The organism is Escherichia fergusonii ATCC 35469, from assembly GCF_000026225.1.
Classification (GTDB): domain Bacteria; phylum Pseudomonadota; class Gammaproteobacteria; order Enterobacterales; family Enterobacteriaceae; genus Escherichia; species Escherichia fergusonii.
On record NC_011740.1, the window covers coordinates 1,355,078 to 1,373,949 of the forward strand.

General features: G+C 49.8%; 18 protein-coding genes. 15 read left to right on the forward strand and 3 right to left on the reverse strand.

From position 1 onward, the window contains the following. Nucleotides 1–436 precede the first annotated feature (436 nt). The 7 genes from astC to ves all read left to right on the forward strand — a co-directional run bounded on the left by astC (nt 437) and on the right by ves (nt 8,062). Entirely contained in the window at nt 437–1,657 is a 1,221-nt protein-coding gene (astC, locus tag EFER_RS06665) for a succinylornithine/acetylornithine transaminase (RefSeq protein ID WP_000082035.1), read from the forward strand. Beyond that, nucleotides 1,654–2,688: an arginine N-succinyltransferase gene (astA, locus tag EFER_RS06670; protein WP_000989454.1), complete on the forward strand. Its 1,035-nt coding sequence runs from the start codon at nt 1,654–1,656 to the stop codon at nt 2,686–2,688. The genes astC and astA overlap by 4 nt, the downstream gene beginning before the upstream one ends. Beyond that, nucleotides 2,685–4,163, forward strand: a complete 1,479-nt coding sequence (gene astD, locus EFER_RS06675) for a succinylglutamate-semialdehyde dehydrogenase (protein WP_000177298.1) — start codon at nt 2,685–2,687, stop codon at nt 4,161–4,163. Before astA ends, astD begins: the two co-directional genes overlap by 4 nt. Next, nucleotides 4,160–5,503: an N-succinylarginine dihydrolase gene (gene astB / locus EFER_RS06680; RefSeq protein WP_000995022.1), complete on the forward strand. Its 1,344-nt coding sequence runs from the start codon at nt 4,160–4,162 to the stop codon at nt 5,501–5,503. The genes astD and astB overlap by 4 nt, the downstream gene beginning before the upstream one ends. Next, the gene (gene astE, locus EFER_RS06685) at nt 5,496–6,464 is read left to right on the forward strand and encodes a succinylglutamate desuccinylase (RefSeq protein ID WP_000368480.1); all 969 of its coding nucleotides are present in this window, start codon (nt 5,496–5,498) and stop codon (nt 6,462–6,464) included. Before astB ends, astE begins: the two co-directional genes overlap by 8 nt. 329 nt (nt 6,465–6,793) lie before the next feature. Beyond that, nucleotides 6,794–7,279 carry an ATP-independent periplasmic protein-refolding chaperone Spy gene (gene spy, locus EFER_RS06690; protein ID WP_001228975.1) on the forward strand — a complete coding sequence of 162 codons (486 nt, stop codon included), beginning with the start codon at nt 6,794–6,796 and terminating at the stop codon, nt 7,277–7,279. Between the two features lie 207 nt (nt 7,280–7,486). Further along, complete coding sequence (gene ves / locus EFER_RS06695; RefSeq protein ID WP_002431567.1) at nt 7,487–8,062, forward strand: environmental stress-induced protein Ves; 576 nt, start codon at nt 7,487–7,489, stop codon at nt 8,060–8,062. Here ves and cho read toward each other — a convergent pair. Together cho and nadE are read right to left on the reverse strand one after the other, a co-directional pair. Continuing rightward, nucleotides 8,022–8,909 (reverse strand): excinuclease Cho, encoded by an 888-nt coding sequence (gene cho / locus EFER_RS06700; RefSeq protein ID WP_000252412.1) that lies wholly within the window; start codon nt 8,907–8,909, stop codon nt 8,022–8,024. The two genes, ves and cho, sit on opposite strands and share 41 nt — an antisense overlap. A 266-nt stretch (nt 8,910–9,175) precedes the next feature. Then, nucleotides 9,176–10,003 carry an ammonia-dependent NAD(+) synthetase gene (gene nadE, locus EFER_RS06705; RefSeq protein WP_000175006.1) on the reverse strand — a complete coding sequence of 276 codons (828 nt, stop codon included), beginning with the start codon at nt 10,001–10,003 and terminating at the stop codon, nt 9,176–9,178. A gap of 201 nt (nt 10,004–10,204) precedes the next feature. On the opposite strand from nadE, the gene osmE reads away from it, so the two are divergent. The 7 genes from osmE to chbG all read left to right on the forward strand — a co-directional run bounded on the left by osmE (nt 10,205) and on the right by chbG (nt 16,100). Then, nucleotides 10,205–10,543 (forward strand): osmotically-inducible lipoprotein OsmE, encoded by a 339-nt coding sequence (gene osmE / locus EFER_RS06710; RefSeq protein WP_001039039.1) that lies wholly within the window; start codon nt 10,205–10,207, stop codon nt 10,541–10,543. 296 nt (nt 10,544–10,839) lie between these two features. Continuing rightward, nucleotides 10,840–11,160 carry a PTS N,N'-diacetylchitobiose transporter subunit IIB gene (gene chbB / locus EFER_RS06715; protein ID WP_000412167.1) on the forward strand — a complete coding sequence of 107 codons (321 nt, stop codon included), beginning with the start codon at nt 10,840–10,842 and terminating at the stop codon, nt 11,158–11,160. An 84-nt stretch (nt 11,161–11,244) separates the two neighbouring features. Next, nucleotides 11,245–12,603 (forward strand): PTS N,N'-diacetylchitobiose transporter subunit IIC, encoded by a 1,359-nt coding sequence (gene chbC / locus EFER_RS06720; protein ID WP_000073002.1) that lies wholly within the window; start codon nt 11,245–11,247, stop codon nt 12,601–12,603. Between the two features lie 52 nt (nt 12,604–12,655). Continuing rightward, nucleotides 12,656–13,006: a PTS N,N'-diacetylchitobiose transporter subunit IIA gene (gene chbA, locus EFER_RS06725; protein WP_000968906.1), complete on the forward strand. Its 351-nt coding sequence runs from the start codon at nt 12,656–12,658 to the stop codon at nt 13,004–13,006. Between the two features lie 7 nt (nt 13,007–13,013). Then, nucleotides 13,014–13,856, forward strand: a complete 843-nt coding sequence (chbR, locus tag EFER_RS06730; protein ID WP_000983580.1) for a transcriptional regulator ChbR — start codon at nt 13,014–13,016, stop codon at nt 13,854–13,856. Between the two features lie 120 nt (nt 13,857–13,976). Continuing rightward, nucleotides 13,977–15,329, forward strand: coding sequence for a 6-phospho-beta-glucosidase (gene celF / locus EFER_RS06735; RefSeq protein ID WP_000078714.1), 1,353 nt, complete (start codon nt 13,977–13,979; stop codon nt 15,327–15,329). Between the two features lie 12 nt (nt 15,330–15,341). Then, on the forward strand, nt 15,342–16,100 hold the full coding sequence (gene chbG / locus EFER_RS06740) for a chitin disaccharide deacetylase (protein WP_000440485.1): 759 nt from the start codon (nt 15,342–15,344) through the stop codon (nt 16,098–16,100). Between the two features lie 46 nt (nt 16,101–16,146). Here the strand turns inward: chbG and katE are convergent, their stop codons facing one another. After that, nucleotides 16,147–18,408 carry a catalase HPII gene (gene katE / locus EFER_RS06745; RefSeq protein WP_000077885.1) on the reverse strand — a complete coding sequence of 754 codons (2,262 nt, stop codon included), beginning with the start codon at nt 18,406–18,408 and terminating at the stop codon, nt 16,147–16,149. A gap of 183 nt (nt 18,409–18,591) precedes the next feature. Between katE and cedA the strand changes: the two genes are divergently transcribed. Next, on the forward strand, nt 18,592–18,855 hold the full coding sequence (gene cedA, locus EFER_RS06750; protein WP_015953364.1) for a cell division activator CedA: 264 nt from the start codon (nt 18,592–18,594) through the stop codon (nt 18,853–18,855). Nucleotides 18,856–18,872 lie beyond the last annotated feature (17 nt).

The following is an 18,872-nucleotide window of genomic DNA, read 5'->3' on the forward strand; positions in this document are numbered from 1 at the left end:
CATTAATTCAGATAAAGAGTGCGTGGATGGTAGCAGAATTTCGCTTTACTTACCGCCTGTTGTTAAGTGATTTGATCGATGGTTGTTAATGATGTCAACGATGGCGCAAAAAATGCCCGCTTTTGGTGCGCGCTGCGTCAGAATGGCGCAGTAATTTCCAGTAAATTTCGTCAATGATCACAATTCCAGAATTATATTTTACTTCTGCATAACATTGCGTTTTTTATTCTTTTTATTCACCCACATCGCAAACGTATTCACTTTATATGCACTTTAAATGCATATGCTTTGGTGATAACTGCTTGATTTCCAGTTGGCCTCTGCCATTTATGCACTTTTATCACTGGCTGGCACGAACCCTGCAATCTACATTTACAGCGCAAACATTACTTATTATTAACATATAAATAACTAATTATTTACTGTAGAGGTCGCTATGTCTCAGCCAATTACGCGTGAAAACTTTGATGAATGGATGTTACCTGTTTACGCTCCGGCACCATTTATTCCGGTACGTGGCGAAGGTTCGCGCTTGTGGGATCAGCAGGGGAAAGAGTATATCGACTTCGCGGGTGGCATTGCGGTGAACGCACTGGGCCATGCGCACCCGGAACTGCGTGAGGCGCTGAACGAACAGGCGAGTAAGTTCTGGCATACCGGTAATGGTTACACCAACGAGCCGGTACTGCGACTGGCGAAAAAATTGATCGACGCCACTTTTGCCGATCGCGTCTTCTTTTGTAACTCCGGCGCGGAAGCCAACGAAGCGGCACTGAAACTGGCGCGTAAATTCGCCCACGACCGCTACGGTAGCCATAAGAGCGGCATTGTGGCGTTTAAAAATGCGTTCCACGGGCGCACGTTGTTTACCGTTAGTGCGGGCGGGCAGCCTGCCTATTCGCAGGATTTTGCGCCACTGCCGCCGGATATCCGTCATGCGGCGTATAACGATCTCAATTCTGCCAGTGCGCTGATTGACGACTCTACCTGTGCGGTGATTGTCGAGCCCATCCAGGGGGAAGGCGGTGTGGTGCCAGCCAGCAACGCGTTTTTACAGGGTCTGCGTGAATTGTGTGACCGCCACAATGCATTGCTGATTTTTGATGAAGTACAAACAGGCGTCGGGCGTACCGGGGAACTGTATGCCTATATGCACTACGGCGTGACGCCCGATCTGTTAACTACCGCAAAAGCACTGGGCGGCGGTTTCCCCGTTGGCGCTCTGTTGGCAACCGAAGAATGCGCCAGCGTGATGACCGTGGGCACTCATGGCACCACTTATGGCGGTAATCCGCTGGCCTCGGCGGTGGCAGGCAAAGTGCTGGATCTCATCAACACGCCAGAGATGCTTATTGGCGTTAAACAGCGTCACGACTGGTTTGTTGAGCGTCTTAATACCATTAATCACCGCTATGGTTTGTTCAGTGAAGTTCGCGGCTTAGGTCTGCTGATTGGCTGTGTGCTGAATGCGGATTACGCCGGGCAAGCGAAACAAATTTCTCAGGAGGCGGCAAAAGCGGGCGTGATGGTGCTGATTGCTGGTGGCAATGTGGTGCGTTTTGCGCCTGCGCTCAACGTCAGCGAAGAAGAGGTGACGACCGGGCTGGATCGTTTTGCTGTGGCCTGTGAACGCTTTGTGAGCGGAGGTTCATCATGATGGTCATCCGTCCCGTTGAACGCACTGATGTCTCAGCGTTAATGCAGCTTGCCAGCAAAACGGGCGGCGGCCTGACGTCGCTTCCCGCCAATGAAGCCACGCTTTCGGCGCGTATCGAAAGGGCAATCAAAACCTGGCAAGGCGAACTGCCCAAAAGTGAGCAGGGCTATGTGTTTGTACTGGAAGATAGTGAGACAGGCACTGTGGCGGGAATTTGCGCCATTGAAGTGGCGGTTGGTCTGAACGATCCCTGGTATAACTACCGCGTCGGCACGCTGGTTCACGCCTCAAAAGAGCTAAATGTCTATAACGCGTTACCGACGCTGTTTCTCAGTAATGATCACACCGGCAGCAGCGAGCTGTGTACCTTGTTTCTCGACCCGGACTGGCGCAAAGAGGGCAACGGCTATTTGCTGTCGAAATCGCGCTTTATGTTTATGGCGGCTTTTCGCGACAAGTTTAATGACAAAGTGGTCGCCGAAATGCGCGGGGTGATAGACGAACACGGCTATTCACCGTTCTGGCAAAGCCTCGGTAAACGCTTCTTTTCGATGGATTTTAGCCGCGCCGATTTTCTCTGCGGCACCGGGCAAAAGGCGTTTATTGCAGAACTGATGCCGAAACATCCGATCTATACCCACTTTTTATCCCAGGAAGCGCAGGACGTCATCGGTCAGGTACATCCGCAGACCGCGCCTGCCCGCGCGGTGCTGGAGAAAGAAGGTTTTCGCTACCGTAACTATATCGACATTTTTGACGGCGGACCGACGCTTGAGTGTGATATTGACCGAGTGCGTGCCATCCGCAAAAGTCGGCTGGTGGAAGTGGCTGAAGGGCAGCCTGCGCAGGGCGAATTCCCGGCCTGCCTGGTCGCCAATGAAAATTATCACCATTTCCGCGTGGTGCTGGTGCGTACCGATCCAGCGACCGAGCGTTTGATTTTAACCGCTGCACAACTGGATGCTCTCAAATGCCACGCCGGGGATCGCGTTCGTCTGGTGCGCCTGTGCGCAGAGGAGAAAACAGCATGACTTTATGGATCAATGGTGACTGGGTTACGGGCCAGGGCGCATTGCGTGTGAAGTGTAATCCGGTGTCGGGCGAGTTGCTATGGCAAGGCAATGATGCCGATGCCGCTCAGGTCGGGCAGGCTTGTCGGGCTGCTCGTGCGGCGTTTCCGCGTTGGGCGCGACTCTCCTTTGGCGATCGTCAGGTAAGAGTTGAACGCTTTGCCGGATTGCTGGAAAGCAATAAAGTCGAATTAACCGCGATTATTGCCAGAGAAACTGGTAAGCCGCGCTGGGAAGCGGCAACCGAAGTGACGGCGATGATCAATAAAATCGCGATATCAATTAAGGCGTATCACGTTCGTACCGGCGAGCAGCGTAGCGAAATGCCGGACGGCGCGGCGAGCTTGCGTCATCGTCCACACGGTGTGCTGGCGGTGTTTGGACCGTACAATTTCCCCGGACATCTGCCTAACGGGCACATCGTTCCGGCGTTACTGGCTGGCAACACGGTAATCTTTAAACCCAGCGAACTGACCCCCTGGAGCGGCGAGGCAGTCATGCGTTTATGGCAGCAGGCTGGCTTGCCGTCTGGCGTGCTGAACCTGGTCCAGGGCGGGCGCGAAACCGGTCAGGCACTCAGTGCGCTGGAGGATCTCGACGGCTTGCTGTTTACCGGCAGCGCCAATACCGGTTACCAGCTACATCGCCAGCTCTCTGGTCAGCCGGAGAAAATTCTCGCCCTTGAGATGGGGGGTAATAACCCGCTAATAATCGATGACGTGGCGGATATCGACGCGGCTGTCCATCTGACCATTCAGTCGGCGTTTGTTACAGCCGGGCAACGCTGCACCTGCGCCCGCCGTTTATTGTTGAAAAGTGGAGCGCAGGGCGATGCATTTCTTGCCCGTCTGGTTGCCGTCAGCCAGCGATTAACGCCGGGCAACTGGGATGACGAGCCTCAGCCGTTTATTGGCGGGCTGATATCAGAGCAGGCTGCACATCAGGTGGTTACTGCCTGGCAGGAACTGGAAGCGATGGGCGGAAGAACCCAACTTGCGCCACGTTTACTGCGTGCAGGAACATCATTGCTTACGCCGGGGATCGTTGAAATGACGGGTGTTGCTGGCGTGCCGGATGAAGAAGTGTTCGGGCCGCTATTGCGCGTCTGGCGTTATGACACTTTCGATGAAGCGATTCGAATGGCGAATAATACTCGCTTCGGCCTCTCTTGCGGGTTGGTTTCCTCCAGGCGGGATAAGTTCGAGCAACTGTTACTGGAAGCGCGAGCGGGGATTGTTAATTGGAACAAACCGCTTACCGGAGCCGCCAGTACCGCACCCTTCGGCGGCGTTGGCGCTTCCGGCAACCATCGCCCCAGCGCCTGGTATGCGGCGGATTATTGTGCCTGGCCGATGGCAAGCCTGGAGTCAGACTCGTTAACGTTGCCCACGACGCTTAACCCCGGTCTGGATTTTTCCGAGGAGGTGGAGCGATGAACGCCTGGGAAGTCAATTTCGACGGACTGGTGGGGCTGACGCATCATTACGCGGGCCTGTCGTTTGGTAATGAAGCTTCTACCAGTCACCGTTTTCAGGTCTCTAACCCGCGACTGGCGGCGAAACAGGGCTTACTGAAAATGAAAGCCCTTGCCGATTTGGGATTTCCCCAGGCGGTTATCCCACCGCACGAGCGCCCGTTTATACCGGTTTTACGTCAGTTGGGATTCAGTGGTAGCGATGAGCAGGTACTGGAAAAGGTTGCACGCCAGGCACCGCACTGGCTTTCCAGCGTTAGTTCAGCATCACCAATGTGGGTAGCCAATGCAGCCACGGTAGCGCCATCTGCCGATACGCTGGATGGCAAAGTGCATCTCACCGTTGCCAACCTGAACAATAAATTTCACCGCTCGCTGGAAGCGCCTGTGACCGAATCGCTGTTAAAAGCGATTTTCAACGAGGAGAAAAAATTCGCTATCCATTCGGCGTTGCCGCAGGTGGCCTTGCTCGGTGACGAGGGGGCGGCAAACCACAATCGTCTCGGCGGCCATTATGGTGAACCGGGTATTCAGCTTTTTGTCTACGGGCGAGAAGAGGGCAATGTTTCCCGACCTTCCCGCTACCCGGCGCGGCAAACCCGTGAAGCCAGCGAAGCGGTGGCAAGGCTGAATCAGGTTAATCCACAACAGGTGATTTTCGCCCAGCAAAACCCGGACGTTATCGACCAGGGCGTTTTTCATAATGATGTCATTGCCGTGAGCAACCGCCAGGTGCTGTTTTGCCATCAGCAGGCGTTCGCTCGCCAGGCGCAATTACTGGCAAATCTGCGTTCGCGGGTTAATGGTTTTATGGCGATAGAAGTTCCGGCGACTCAGGTTTCCGTGTCAGATGCGGTGTCTACATATCTGTTTAACAGCCAACTGCTGAGCCGCGATGATGGTTCCATGATGTTGGTGCTGCCTCAGGAGTGTCGGGAACACGCCGGAGTATGGGGTTATCTCAATGAACTCCTTGCCGCTGACAACCCGATTAGAGAACTAAAAGTTTTTGATTTACGTGAAAGTATGGCAAACGGCGGCGGCCCGGCGTGCCTGCGGTTGCGCGTGGTGTTGACAGAAGAAGAACGCCGGGCGGTGAATCCGGCGGTGATGATGAACGATACGCTGTTTAATGCGCTCAATGACTGGGTGGAGCGTTACTACCGCGATCGTCTTACTGCGGCGGATCTGGCTGATCCGCTGCTGCTGCGCGAAGGGCGGGAAGCACTGGATGTATTGAGCCAATTACTGAATCTCGGTTCGGTTTATCCGTTCCAGCGGGAGGGAGGGGGCAATGGATAATTTTCTTGCTCTGACCTTAACGGGTAAAAAACCGGTTATCACCGAGCGAGAAATCAACGGCGTTCGCTGGCGCTGGCTGGGCGATGGCGTGCTGGAACTGACGCCATTAACGCCACCGCAAGGTGCGCTGGTGATTTCAGCGGGAATACACGGTAATGAGACGGCACCTGTGGAGATGCTGGACGCGTTGCTTGGCGCGATATCTCACGGCGAGATCCCGTTACGTTGGCGGTTGCTGGTGATCTTCGGAAATCCTCCTGCGCTGAAGCAAGGGAAACGTTATTGCCATAGCGACATGAACCGAATGTTTGGCGGTCGTTGGCAGCTATTTGCTGAAAGCGGGGAAACCTGTCGGGCGCGTGAACTGGAACAGTGCCTGGAAGATTTTTTTGACCAGGGCAAGGAATCTGTTCGCTGGCACCTTGATCTGCATACCGCCATTCGTGGCTCCTTGCATCCGCAGTTCGGTGTCTTACCACAACGTGATATTCCCTGGGACGAGAAATTTCTGACGTGGCTGGGGACGGCGGGGCTGGAGGCACTGGTGTTCCATCAGGCGCCTGGTGGTACGTTTACCCATTTCAGCGCCAGACATTTTGGCGCGCTGGCCTGTACGCTGGAACTCGGCAAAGCGTTGCCCTTCGGACAAAACGATCTTCGCCAGTTTGCAGTAACTGCCAGCGCAATTGCTGCGCGGGTATCTGGTGAAAGTGTCGGTGTCGTGAGAACGCCGCCAATACGTTATCGGGTGGTTTCGCAAATCACTCGCCACTCGCCGTCATTCGAAATGCATATGGCAAGTGACACGCTGAATTTTATGCCGTTTAAGAAAGGAACGTTGCTGGCGCAGGACGGTGAGGAACGTTTTACCGTAACCCATGATGTAGAGTATGTGTTATTCCCTAATCCGTTGGTAGCGTTGGGATTACGCGCGGGATTAATGCTCGAAAAAATAAGCTAATACTTACCCGCAGAAATCATTCTGCGGGTATTAAGTTACTTTCTTATAAATTAATACAGATTAATCCTGGTTATTTGCTTTATTTATCACCAGCTATCCGGTATAGTTCTTCATAATCTCTGCAAAATCATTGCGTTGTAATATTCTCTCATCACTCTCCATCAAATTTTCTTTTTTTCTCCATAATTGGTGCAAAAGTGTTTTTTACACTTTCATTGTTTTACCGTTGCTCTGATTAATTGACGCTAAAGTCAGTAAAGTTAATCTCGTCAACACGGCACGCTACTTAAGAAAGCCGTAATAAATAACTGAAAGGAAGGATATAGAATATGCGTAAATTAACTGCACTGTTTGTTGCCTCTACCCTGGCTCTTGGCGCGGCTAACCTGGCTCACGCCGCAGACACTACTACCGCAGCACCGGCTGACGCGAAGCCGATGATGCACCATAAAGGCAAGTTCGGTCCGCATCATGACATGATGTTCAAAGACCTGAACCTGACCGACGCGCAGAAACAGCAGATCCGCGAAATCATGAAAGGCCAGCGTGACCAGATGAAACGTCCGCCGCTGGAAGAGCGCCGCGCAATGCATGACATCATTGCCAGCGATACCTTCGATAAAGCAAAAGCTGAAGCGCAGATCGCAAAAATGGAAGAACAGCGCAAAGCTAATATGCTGGCGCACATGGAAACCCAGAACAAGATTTACAACATCCTGACGCCGGAACAGAAAAAGCAATTTAATGCTAATTTTGAGAAGCGTCTGACAGAACGCTCTGCGGCAAAAGGTAAAATGCCTGCATCTGCTGAATAATCTTTCAGCCTCAACGCTTAAGACCGCCGGTCTTGTCCACTACCTTGTAATAAGGAGGTGGACAGGATCGGCGGTTTTTTTTGACACCTGCTGGTGCCTGATGAGCAAAAAATTCTCCACCAGGTCTAAACCAAATCACCCACACTGCCGATAACAAATAACGGTTGCCTGAACGATAACAATCAAAAGAGCGTGTCGGGAGTGATGATGGAATACTTTGATATCCGCAAAATGCCAGTCAATCTATGGCGTAATGGCGCAGGGGAAACTCGTGAGATTTGTTGCTTCCCACCCGCTACCCGTGATTTTCACTGGCGAGCAAGCATTGCTTCCATTGCCACGAACGGTGAGTTTGCGCGTTTTCCTGGAATGGAAAGGGTGGTGACACTGTTAGAAGGAGGGGAAATACACCTTGAAAGTACTGACAGTTTCAGCCACACCTTGAAACAGTTGCAACCTTTTGCTTTTTCCGGTGAGCAGATAGTGAAAGCGCAACTGAACGAAGGGCAGATGTCGATGGATTTCAACATCATGACGCGTTGCAATTCCTGCAAGGCAAAAGTCAGAATCGCCGATCGTACCTTTACTACTTTTGGCTCTCGGGGTGGGGTCGTGTTTGTTATCAGTGGTATCTGGCAACTGGGCGATAAGGTGTTAACCACCGACCAGGGAGCGTGCTGGTACGATGGTAAACATACTTTGCGACTCCTGCAATCGACAGGGAAATTACTGTTTAGTGAAATTAACTGGCTTCCTGGTTATTCACCGGATCAAGTTCAATAATGTCATAGTTACCGGAAAGCAGCGGTTTGCAGAGAATTTTATAGCCATCATGATCAAACCCGGCTGGCGTGCGTACTAATGTTGTCGCCTCATCCAGGCTATTCACCGCCCCCAGCCATAACCAGTTATGGATAATGTGGAACTGAGTCATTTCAGGATGCTGCTCTTTCAGTGCTATCGCTCCTTGCCATGGCCAGCAAACAACACGTAATCGTTCCAGAGATTGTTGCAGACGTAGCTCATGCGTTTCCTGACTTTCTTTACCGCAGCATGCCCCCGCACAACGTTTAAGCGCCGAACGAAAACAGGCACGACCACGGCTTAATGGCTCCAGTCCTAACAGGCCATAACAGAGTTTTTGTTCATCAGCGATTGTCTGTAATGCCTGTAATGCCGAGCGGCGATTGGCAAACAGGCCGAACAAGTTTGGTGCTCGCGAAAAATCCACTTCTTTGGCATACACCACTTCTGTTCGCTGATTATCCAGTTTCAGAGAACAGAGTTGGCGATTGCGACGCAGACGTTTATTAAATAACGGTTGTTGCTCTTTGATTAGCCTTGCTTCCAACAACAAAGCACCGATTTCGCCTGCGGTACATATCCAGCTAATACGCCGGGATTGCCGCAGCATGGCGGCTTCATCCGGGGTGCGTAAATGGGAAAGCACGCGACTGCGGATATTGACGCTTTTGCCAATATAGAGCGGCATGGTGTCACTTTTGCCATGAAACAAATACACGCCAGGGCGGGTGGGTAATTCGCTGAGAAAAGAACGTAAATGTTCGGGATATTCATAAATTGCCGCTGCTTCAAATTCGAGCCGCGATGAAGTTAAACGCCGTACCACTGTTGACTCCGAATGCTGGTTATCTATCCAGTGTAACAAGCGGGAAGCGATTAAAAAAGAGGCAGGGCCGATGGTAACCGTAAAATTGCCTGATGTGCCACGCTTATCAGGCCCACTCTACGCCTGCAATTTATTGAATTTTGAAGGTCTTTCAGACCGGATAAGGCGTTCATTACGCCGCATCCGGCATGAAAAAAGCGCACCTTGTAAAAACTCAGACGGGGACGCCTGCACTCTTTTTTACACTTGCCATGATGCGCAAATCGTTATTTCTTCCAGAAATCATCGAAAACGGTAATGGGGGGGCGGCGTTTATGTTCGGTTTTCAGATACCAGTTCTCAATGGTCTTTGCGACCTGCTCTGGCACGGTTTTCCCTTCCAGATAGTCGTCGATATTGTCATAGCTCACACCAAGCGCGGCTTCATCAGGCAGTGACGGGCGGTCGTCTTCGAGATCAGCGGTTGGCGCTTTCTTATAAAGATGCTCCGGGCATCCTAATGCCGCCAGCAGCTGCTTGCCCTGACGTTTGTTGAGACGATACAACGGGTTAATATCTGTGCCACCATCGCCATATTTGGTAAAGAATCCAGTAATCGCTTCTGCTGCATGGTCGGTACCCACAACGACACCGCTGGTCATGCCTGCAATACTGTACTGTGCTTTCATGCGCTCACGTGCTTTTTCATTGCCGCGTACAAAATCGCTCAGTTCTATACCCGCTTCCCGTAAAGCCTGTTCGCTGGCAAGTACCGCGCCCTTGATATTGACGGTTAATACGCGATCCGGCTGAATAAAGGCAATGGCGTCCTGGCAATCTTGTTCGTCGGCCTGAATACCGTAGGGCAGGCGTACAGCGATAAATTGCAAGGTTTCGTTACCTGTTTCTGCACGCAGCTCGTTGATTGCCATCTGGCATAATTTCCCGGCAAGGGTTGAATCCTGCCCACCACTGATTCCCAAAACCAGCGATTTCAGAAACGGATATGTTTTAAGATAGCTTTTAAGAAAATCAATACTGCGGCGAATCTCTTCCTCAGCATTAATCTGTGGTTTTGCCCCCAGTGCTTTTATAATCTGTTGCTGTAATGTCATTTAACCCCCTCCCGAATGAAAAATAGGCCTTTCATAAAGCTAACCCGTTGCCGCAGAAACGACAAGCGACGACGGCCTGAGTGGTGGTTAAAACGCCATACAAGAATCTTCTGAAAGCCAAACCGTTTCGTTATGAGGCTTGAAAAATAGTCCGTTGTATTCCAGGCTTATCTAACACGCTGATAAACAAGAGGACGGAATATGAACAAGAATATGGCAGGAATTCTGGGTGCAGCGGCGGTATTAACTATGCTGGCAGGTTGTACGGCTTATGATCGTACTAAAGACCAGTTTGTCCAGCCTGTGGTGAAAGATGTCAAAAAGGGCATGAGCCGGGCGCAGGTTGCACAAATTGCGGGTAAACCATCGTCTGAAGTCAGCATGATACATGCTCGTGGTACGTGTCAGACCTACATCCTGGGTCAACGTGATGGTAAAGTTGAAACCTACTTTGTTGCCTTAGACGATACCGGGCATGTGATTAACTCTGGCTACCAGACTTGCGCCGAGTACGACACGGATCCACAAGCTACGAAATAACTTTTACTGTTCATTGCCTGAACAAACAAGGAGCCGACACCAGTGTCGGCTTTTTTCTGTTCAGAATATCTTATTTATTGTCGCGAATTATTTGCCCGAAATGTGAGTCGGGTCATAACGTAAGGTCAATGAGAGACAATTCTGGTGGTCAATGAAGTACTATCCCTCCGGTCAATCCCGTATACTCGTTTCATCAAACAAATAAACAATTTTCTTACCTTGGTACCAGAGCATGATGCAGGTGAAGACTTGTGACATGGCTGGCTGACAGATAATCGCATATAAGGAACGTCTTAATGGAAAAGAAACATATTTATCTGTTCTGTTCTGCAGGTATGTCAACTTCTTTACTGGTATCGAAGATGCGTGCGCAAGCAGAAAAATATGAAGTGCCGGTGATTATTGAAGCATTTCCTGAAACCCTGGCCGGTGAAAAAGGGCCTGCAGCCGATGTCGTACTGCTTGGTCCGCAAATTTCTTATATGTTACCCGAAATTCAACGTTTGCTTCCGGGCAAACCTGTTGAAGTCATTGACTCGCTGCTGTACGGCAAAGTTGATGGTTTAGGCGTGTTAAAAGCCGCCGTTGCAGCGATTAAAAAAGCTGCTGCTAATTAATTATATTTTACATTTTTCCCGTCAAAGAGTTATTTCATAAACTTTCACCGCAATATTTATTGCGGTTTTATAGGGTATTTTTCTATGAGTAATGTTATTGCTTCACTTGAAAAGGTACTCCTTCCTTTTGCTGTAAAAATAGGAAAGCAGCCACATATTAATGCAATTAAAAACGGTTTTATTCGCTTAATGCCGTTAACCCTTGCAGGGGCTATGTTTGTATTAATAAACAACGTTTTCCTGAGCTTTGGGGAGGGGTCATTTTTTTATTCCTTAGGTATTCGCCTGGATGCTTCTACCATCGAAACACTGAATGGTTTGAAAGGCATTGGCGGAAACGTCTACAACGGTACATTAGGCATTATGTCGTTAATGGCGCCGTTTTTTATCGGTATGGCGCTGGCAGAAGAGCGTAAAGTTGATGCGCTGGCCGCCGGTTTATTATCGGTTGCGGCATTTATGACCGTTACACCTTATAGCGTAGGTGAAGCTTATGCTGTTGGTGCAAACTGGTTAGGTGGTGCCAATATTATCTCCGGCATTATTATTGGTCTGGTGGTTGCAGAAATGTTTACCTTTGTTGTTCGCCGCAACTGGGTTATTCGCCTGCCTGACAGTGTGCCAGCTTCGGTGTCGCGTTCTTTCTCGGCATTGATTCCGGGCTTTATTATCCTTTCTTTTATGGGAATTATTGCCTGGGCGCTAAATAGCTGGGGGACAAACTTCCACCAAATCATTATGGACTCTATCTCCACGCCTCTGGCTTCAATGGGTGCGGTGGTTGGCTGGGCGTATGTGATTTTTGTTCCGCTGCTGTGGTTCTTTGGTATTCACGGTTCACTGGCATTAACTGCGCTGGACAGCGGTATCATGACTCCATGGGCATTGGAAAACATCTCGATTTATCAGCAATATGGTTCCGTTGCTGCAGCTGTCGAAGCGGGTAAGACGTTCCATGTTTGGGCGAAACCGATGCTTGACTCCTACATCTTCCTTGGTGGTAGTGGTGCAACTCTCGGGCTGATTATTGCTATCTTTATCGCTTCCCGCCGCGCTGATTATCGTTCGGTGGCTAAACTGGCGCTGCCATCAGGTATCTTCCAGATTAACGAACCGATTCTGTTTGGCCTGCCAATTATTATGAACCCGGTAATGTTTATTCCGTTTGTTCTGGTGCAACCGATTCTGGCAGCAATTACCCTGGTTGCTTACTACACCGGCATTATTCCACCTATCACTAACATCGCACCGTGGACCATGCCAACCGGACTGGGCGCATTCTTTAACACTAATGGTAGTGTTGCCGCTCTGCTGGTCGCACTCTTTAACCTCGGTGTCGCGACGCTGGTCTACCTGCCATTTGTGGTAGTCGCTAACAAAGCACAGAACGTCATTGATGAAGAAGAGAGCGAAGAAGATATCGCTAACGCACTGAAATTTTAATTGTCACCGGCAGTGGGAAACCGCTGCCGGTAAGAATAGAGAGGAACAATGTATGATGGATCTCGACAATATTCCTGATGCGCCAACTGAAGCAGAAGAGCTGGAAGAAGTAGTGATGGGGTTAATTATTAACTCCGGACAGGCGCGTAGCCTTGCGTATGCGGCACTGAAACAAGCCAAGCAGGGCGATTTTGCCGCTGCGAAGGCGATGATGGAACAGTCGCGGATGGCGCTTAATGAAGCTCATTTGGTGCAAACAAAGCTGATTGAAGGTGATCAGGGCGAAGGCAAAATGAAAGTTAGCCTGGTGCTGGTACATGCGCAGGATCATCTAATGACCTCCATGCTGGCACGTGAACTGGTCAGTGAATTAATTGAGCTTCACGAGAAGCTGAAACCGTAAGGAGTCGATGATGCAACCGCAGATTAGCGCACCGGAAATTGCCACGGCCCGTGAGCAACAACTGTTTAATGGTAAGAATTTCCATGTGTTTATCTACAATAAAACTGAAAGTATCAGTGGGTTGCATCAGCATGACTACTACGAGTTCACCCTGGTTTTAACTGGCCGCTACTACCAGGAGATTAACGGTAAACGTGTATTGCTGGAGCGTGGTGATTTTGTGTTTATCCCGCTGGGATCACATCACCAGAGCTTTTATGAGTTTGGCGCTACACGTATTTTGAATGTTGGTATCAGTAAGCGGTTTTTTGAACAGCATTATTTGCCTTTATTGCCATTCTGTTTTGTTGCTTCACAGGTCTATCGCGCCAACAGTGCTTTTATGACCTATGTCGAAACGGTTATCGCGTCACTTAATTTTCGTGATACCGGGCTGGAAGAGTTTGTTGAACTGGTTTCGTTTTATATTATCAACCGGCTGCGTCATTATCGTGAAGAACAAGTGTATGACGATATTCCCCAGTGGCTAAAAGTGACTGTGGAAATAATGCACGATAAAACACAGTTCGGAGATCATGCGCTGGAAAACATGGTTAAGCTATCTGGTAAATCTCAGGAGTATTTAACCCGTGCTACACAGCGTTATTACCGCAAAACGCCGATGCAAATGATTAATGAAATTCGCATTAATTTTGCCAAAAAACAACTGGAGATGACCAACTACTCCGTTACAGATATTGCCTACGAGTCGGGCTATAGTAGTCCAAGTCTGTTTATTAAAACCTTTAAAAAACTGACATCATTTACCCCAAATGGCTATCGTAAAAGGCTGACTGAATTTAATCAGTAATTGAATTGTCCATTAAATTAATTTACACGCTTGCCTTTTAATAACACTGGCAGTGCCAGGTTATTCCTGACAGACAGGCTAAGCATAGAACACCAGTGTTTCACACTGAAGGGAGAAAGTATGAGCCAGAAATTAAAAGTCGTCACTATCGGTGGCGGGAGCAGCTATACCCCGGAATTACTGGATGGGTTTATTAAGCGCTACCACGAACTACCTGTCAGCGAATTATGGCTGGTGGATGTAGAAGGCGGCAAAGAGAAACTGGATATTATTTTTGATCTCTGCCAGCGCATGATTGATAACGCTGGGGTGCCCATAAAATTATTTAAAACGCTCAATCGCCGTGAAGCGTTAAAAGATGCCGATTTCGTCACGACTCAACTACGCGTGGGCCAACTGCCAGCCCGTGAGCTGGATGAACGCATCCCATTGAGTCATGGTTATCTTGGTCAGGAAACCAATGGTGCGGGTGGACTGTTTAAAGGTTTACGTACCATTCCGGTGATTTTTGACATAGTGAAAGATGTTGAAGAACTGTGCCCAAATGCCTGGGTAATTAACTTCACTAACCCGGCGGGAATGGTCACCGAAGCAGTCTATCGTCATACCGGATTTAAACGCTTTATCGGTGTGTGTAATATTCCCACAGGCATGAAGATGTTTATTCGTGATGTGCTGGCGCTGAATGAGAGCGATGACTTGTCTATCGATCTGTTCGGCCTGAACCACATGGTGTTTATTAAAGATGTACTGGTAAATGGTGAGTCTCGCTTTGCCGAATTGCTTGATGGCGTGGCGTCAGGGCGGTTAAAAGCGTCCTCTGTCAAAAATATTTTCGACCTGCCGTTTAGTGAAGGCTTGATTCGTTCGTTGAATCTGCTGCCATGTTCTTATCTACTGTATTACTTCAAGCAGAAAGAGATGCTGGCGATTGAAATGGGCGAATACTACAAAGGCGGTGCGCGTGCGCAGGTAGTACAGAAAGTCGAGAAAAACCTTTTTGACCTGTATAAAAATCCTGAGCTGAAAGTTAAACCGAAAGAGCTGGAACAGCGTGGTGGGGCTTATTACTCCGACGCAGCGTGTGAAGTGATTAACGCTATTTATAACGATAAGCAAACGGAACACTACATTAATATTCCACATCATGGGCATGTTGATAATATTCCGGCAGACTGGGCAGTAGAAATGACCTGCACGCTGGGGCGCAATGGTGCGACGCCTCATCCGCGCATTACCCATTTCGATGACAAAGTGATGGGGCTAATTCACACTATTAAAGGCTTTGAGATTGCTGCCAGCCATGCAGCACTAAGCGGTGAATTTAATGATGTGTTACTGGCGCTGAATCTTAGCCCGCTGGTGCATTCCGATCGTGACGCCGAGGTGCTGGCACGCGAGATGATTCTGGCACATGAGAAGTGGTTGCCAAACTTTGCTGACTGCATAGCAGATCTCAAAAAAGCACACTAAACGAGGCTGATTATGGAACGCTTACTGATTGTTAATGCCGATGACTTTGGTTTAAGTAAAGGTCAGAACTACGGCATTATCGAAGCCTGTCGTAACGGCGTTGTTACCTCTACGACGGCGTTGGTGAATGGTGAAGCTATTGATCACGCCGCACAGCTGAGCCGTGGGGCGCCAGGCCTGGCGGTGGGAATGCACTTTGTCCTCACCATGGGTAAGCCGCTGACTGAGATGCCGGGGCTGACCAGAGAAGGGATGCTGGGGAAATGGATCTGGCAGATGGCGGAAGAAGGTGCTTTACCGCTGGAGGAGATTTCCCTGGAGCTGGCGAGTCAGTATCAGCGTTTCATTGAGCTTTTTGGGCGTAAACCGACCCATATTGATAGCCATCATCATGTGCATATGTTCCCGCAAATTTTTCCGATTGTGGCCAGTTTTGCGGCAGAGCAGGGGATTGCACTGCGCATTGATCGTCAGGCGGTGTTTAATGACAGCGACCTGCCTGGAGAGTTGCGTAGTTCGCAGGGATTCAGTAGCGCATTTTATGGTGAAGAGATCAGTAATGCGTTGTTCCTGAAAGTGCTGGATGACTCCAGTCATCGCGGTGAGCGCTCTCTGGAAGTGATGTGTCATCCTGCGTTTATCGATAATACGATTCGCCAGAGTGCTTATTGCTTCCCTCGGTTAACGGAACTGGATGTGCTGACCTCAGCGTCGTTGAAATATGCGATTGCTGAGCGTGGTTATCGGTTGGGTAGTTATCTTGATGTGTAAGTAAGGTGGTAAGGTCACTCCCTTGGGGGCGTGACCTTATCCATATTTACGCAGGAATTTTGTCAATCTTAGGAATACGTGACCAGACGCGGTGTGCTGCCATTAGCGTTAACAGTTCATCCATAAAACTACCGTCAGCGCTGTCGGCTTCCACAATCCCTTCTTCACCCTGGTCATCGACCTTGATTGTTGCTTTAAACTTGCGCGCGTCTCCCGCCAGCGCAATCGGTTTAAGGTGTTTATAGGCTTCCATCAGATAGTAATTGGCATCGCCGTTGTCGGCGATATCGTCGATGTTACCGCAAGGTACAATCACTGCGTCTACTGTCAGCGAAGGCGCACCGGCAAAGGTGGCGGCAATGGGTAGCACCGTACCGTCATCCGCAGTCACTTCACCCATCCGTGAATAAAGCAGTTTGGCATGAACGCCTTTAGCCTTGAGTGCCTTGAGGATCGCCAGCAAGTCTGCTGAACGTACTTTGGCATTGAGTAAAATTGCTACTACGCGGCCCTTCACATCACCATCAGGAATGGCATACAGACTTAAAGCAGGATCTTTTTTCAGCCCGTTTACGTCCGGTGGCGGCGTAATATTCAGTTGGTCGTCAGTCAGTTCGATACCGAGATTTTTTGCTACCGCCTGCGCAAGGTTAAGATCGATATGCGCCAACTGGTCAACGACACGTTCACGAATATATGGACGAACGACTTTACTGAGTTCAAAGCTGAAGCCGTCGACAATATGTCGCTGCTCGAACGGCGTCTGACTTAACCAGAACAGGCGCGGATGAGAATAATATTCGCCAAATGACGGGCTACGTTCGCGCACTTTATTGCCTTCCACGCGCTCCTGATATGACTCAAATCCGCCACGTTTTGGCCCTGGTGGTGTTTCGCGCGGCCAGTTATCGTTGATCGAGTTGGGTTCGTAATTCGCCGGGTTAGTGTCGATACCCATGCGGTGCATGCCATCACGCTGGAAGTTGTGGTATGGGCAGGTCGGGCGGTTAATCGGAATTTCATGGAAATTGGGTCCGCCAAGACGACTGATTTGTGTATCGGTATAGGAGAACAAACGTCCCTGTAACAGGGGATCGTTGGTGAAGTCCAGACCAGGAACAATATGACCTGGATGGAAAGCTGCTTGTTCGTTTTCGGCAAAGAAGTTATCCGGATTACGATTAAGCACCATTTTGCCGACACGCTGAACGGGCACCAGTTCTTCCGGGATAAGTTTAGTTGGATCAAGAAGGTCGAAGTCGAACTTAAATTCATCTTCTTCAGGAATCAACTGGAAGCCCAGTTCGTATTCCGGGAAATCACCTGCTTCAATCGCTTCCCACAACTCGCGGCGGTGGAAGTCCGGGTCACGTCCGGTTAGTTTTTGTGCTTCATCCCAAACGAGCGAGGCTTTACCTGCCAGTGGTTTCCAGTGGAAACGTACGAACGTCGCTTTACCTTCGGCGTTAATCAGACGGAAGGTATGAATACCAAAGCCTTCCATAGTGCGGTAGCTGCGCGGGATACCACGATCCGACATCGCCCACATTACGTTGTGCAGTGTTTCCGGTTGCAGGGAAACATAATCCCAGAAGGTGTCGTGAGCGCTTTGCCCCTGCGGGATTGCCCAGTGTGGTTCTGGTTTTACCGCATGGACAAAATCAGGGAATTTATGCGCATCCTGAATAAAGAAGATCGGTGTGTTGTTACCAACAAGGTCAAAAATACCCTCTTCAGTGTAGAACTTGGTCGCGAAGCCACGGATATCTCGCACCGTATCAGCCGAGCCTGCACCGCCCTGAACGGTGGAGAAACGGACAAACACTGGAGTGATTTTATTCGGTTCAGACAGGAAATCTGCTTTGGTGATATCGCTTAAGCTTTTATACGGCTGGAAATAACCATGAGCCGCCGATCCTCGCGCATGAACAATACGCTCAGGGATACGCTCATGGTCAAAGTGAGTGATCTTCTCGCGCAGAATAAAATCTTCCAGCAGCGTTGGACCACGGCTACCGGCGCGCAGGGAGTTTTGATCATCGGCGATGCGTACGCCCTGGTTGGTGGTAAGTGCATAATTTTCACTGCCTTTACGCACGTCCTCCAGGGAGTTCAGCTTTTCATTACGTGTATCAGGGGCTTTCAGACTCCCTGGCGCGGTTGGCTGCGCTCCCGGTGGCGTCGGTTCAGCCGCTGGACGATGGGAACCATCCTCAGGTGCCAGTGAGTCCATTCCCGGTTTCGCTTCGCTGGAATCGTGTAGTGGTGACTGGTGCTGATGTGGGTTCTTTTCGTTATGTTGCGACATTGAACTCGTCTCCTTAATTTATTACTGAAAGGGCCGCTGTTTTGGTCAAAAAACTCTCTAACTATAGACCATGAACAGGTGTTCACTCTGAAGATGTGGCAAAGTGGTACAGAGTTCGAATTTACGCAGAGCAGGACGGACGGGGATTAGATCGGCTAAAATACAGTTTTTCTGATTTTCGATATGTGTTTAGTGAAGCCATTAATGATGAAACCTCTTCGCCAGCAAAACCGCCCGATTATTAGTTATGTTCCGCGCGTAGAACCTGCGCCACCGGAGCATGCAATAAAGATGGATGCGTTTCGTGATGTCTGGATACTGCGTGGCAAATATGTTGCATTTGTTCTGATCGGAGAGTCATTTCGACGTTCACCAGGGTTTAGTGTGCCAGAATCGGCCCAACGCTGGGCAAATCAGATTCGTCAGGAAAATGAGGTCGAAGAATAAAAAAACGCCTGTCGGGA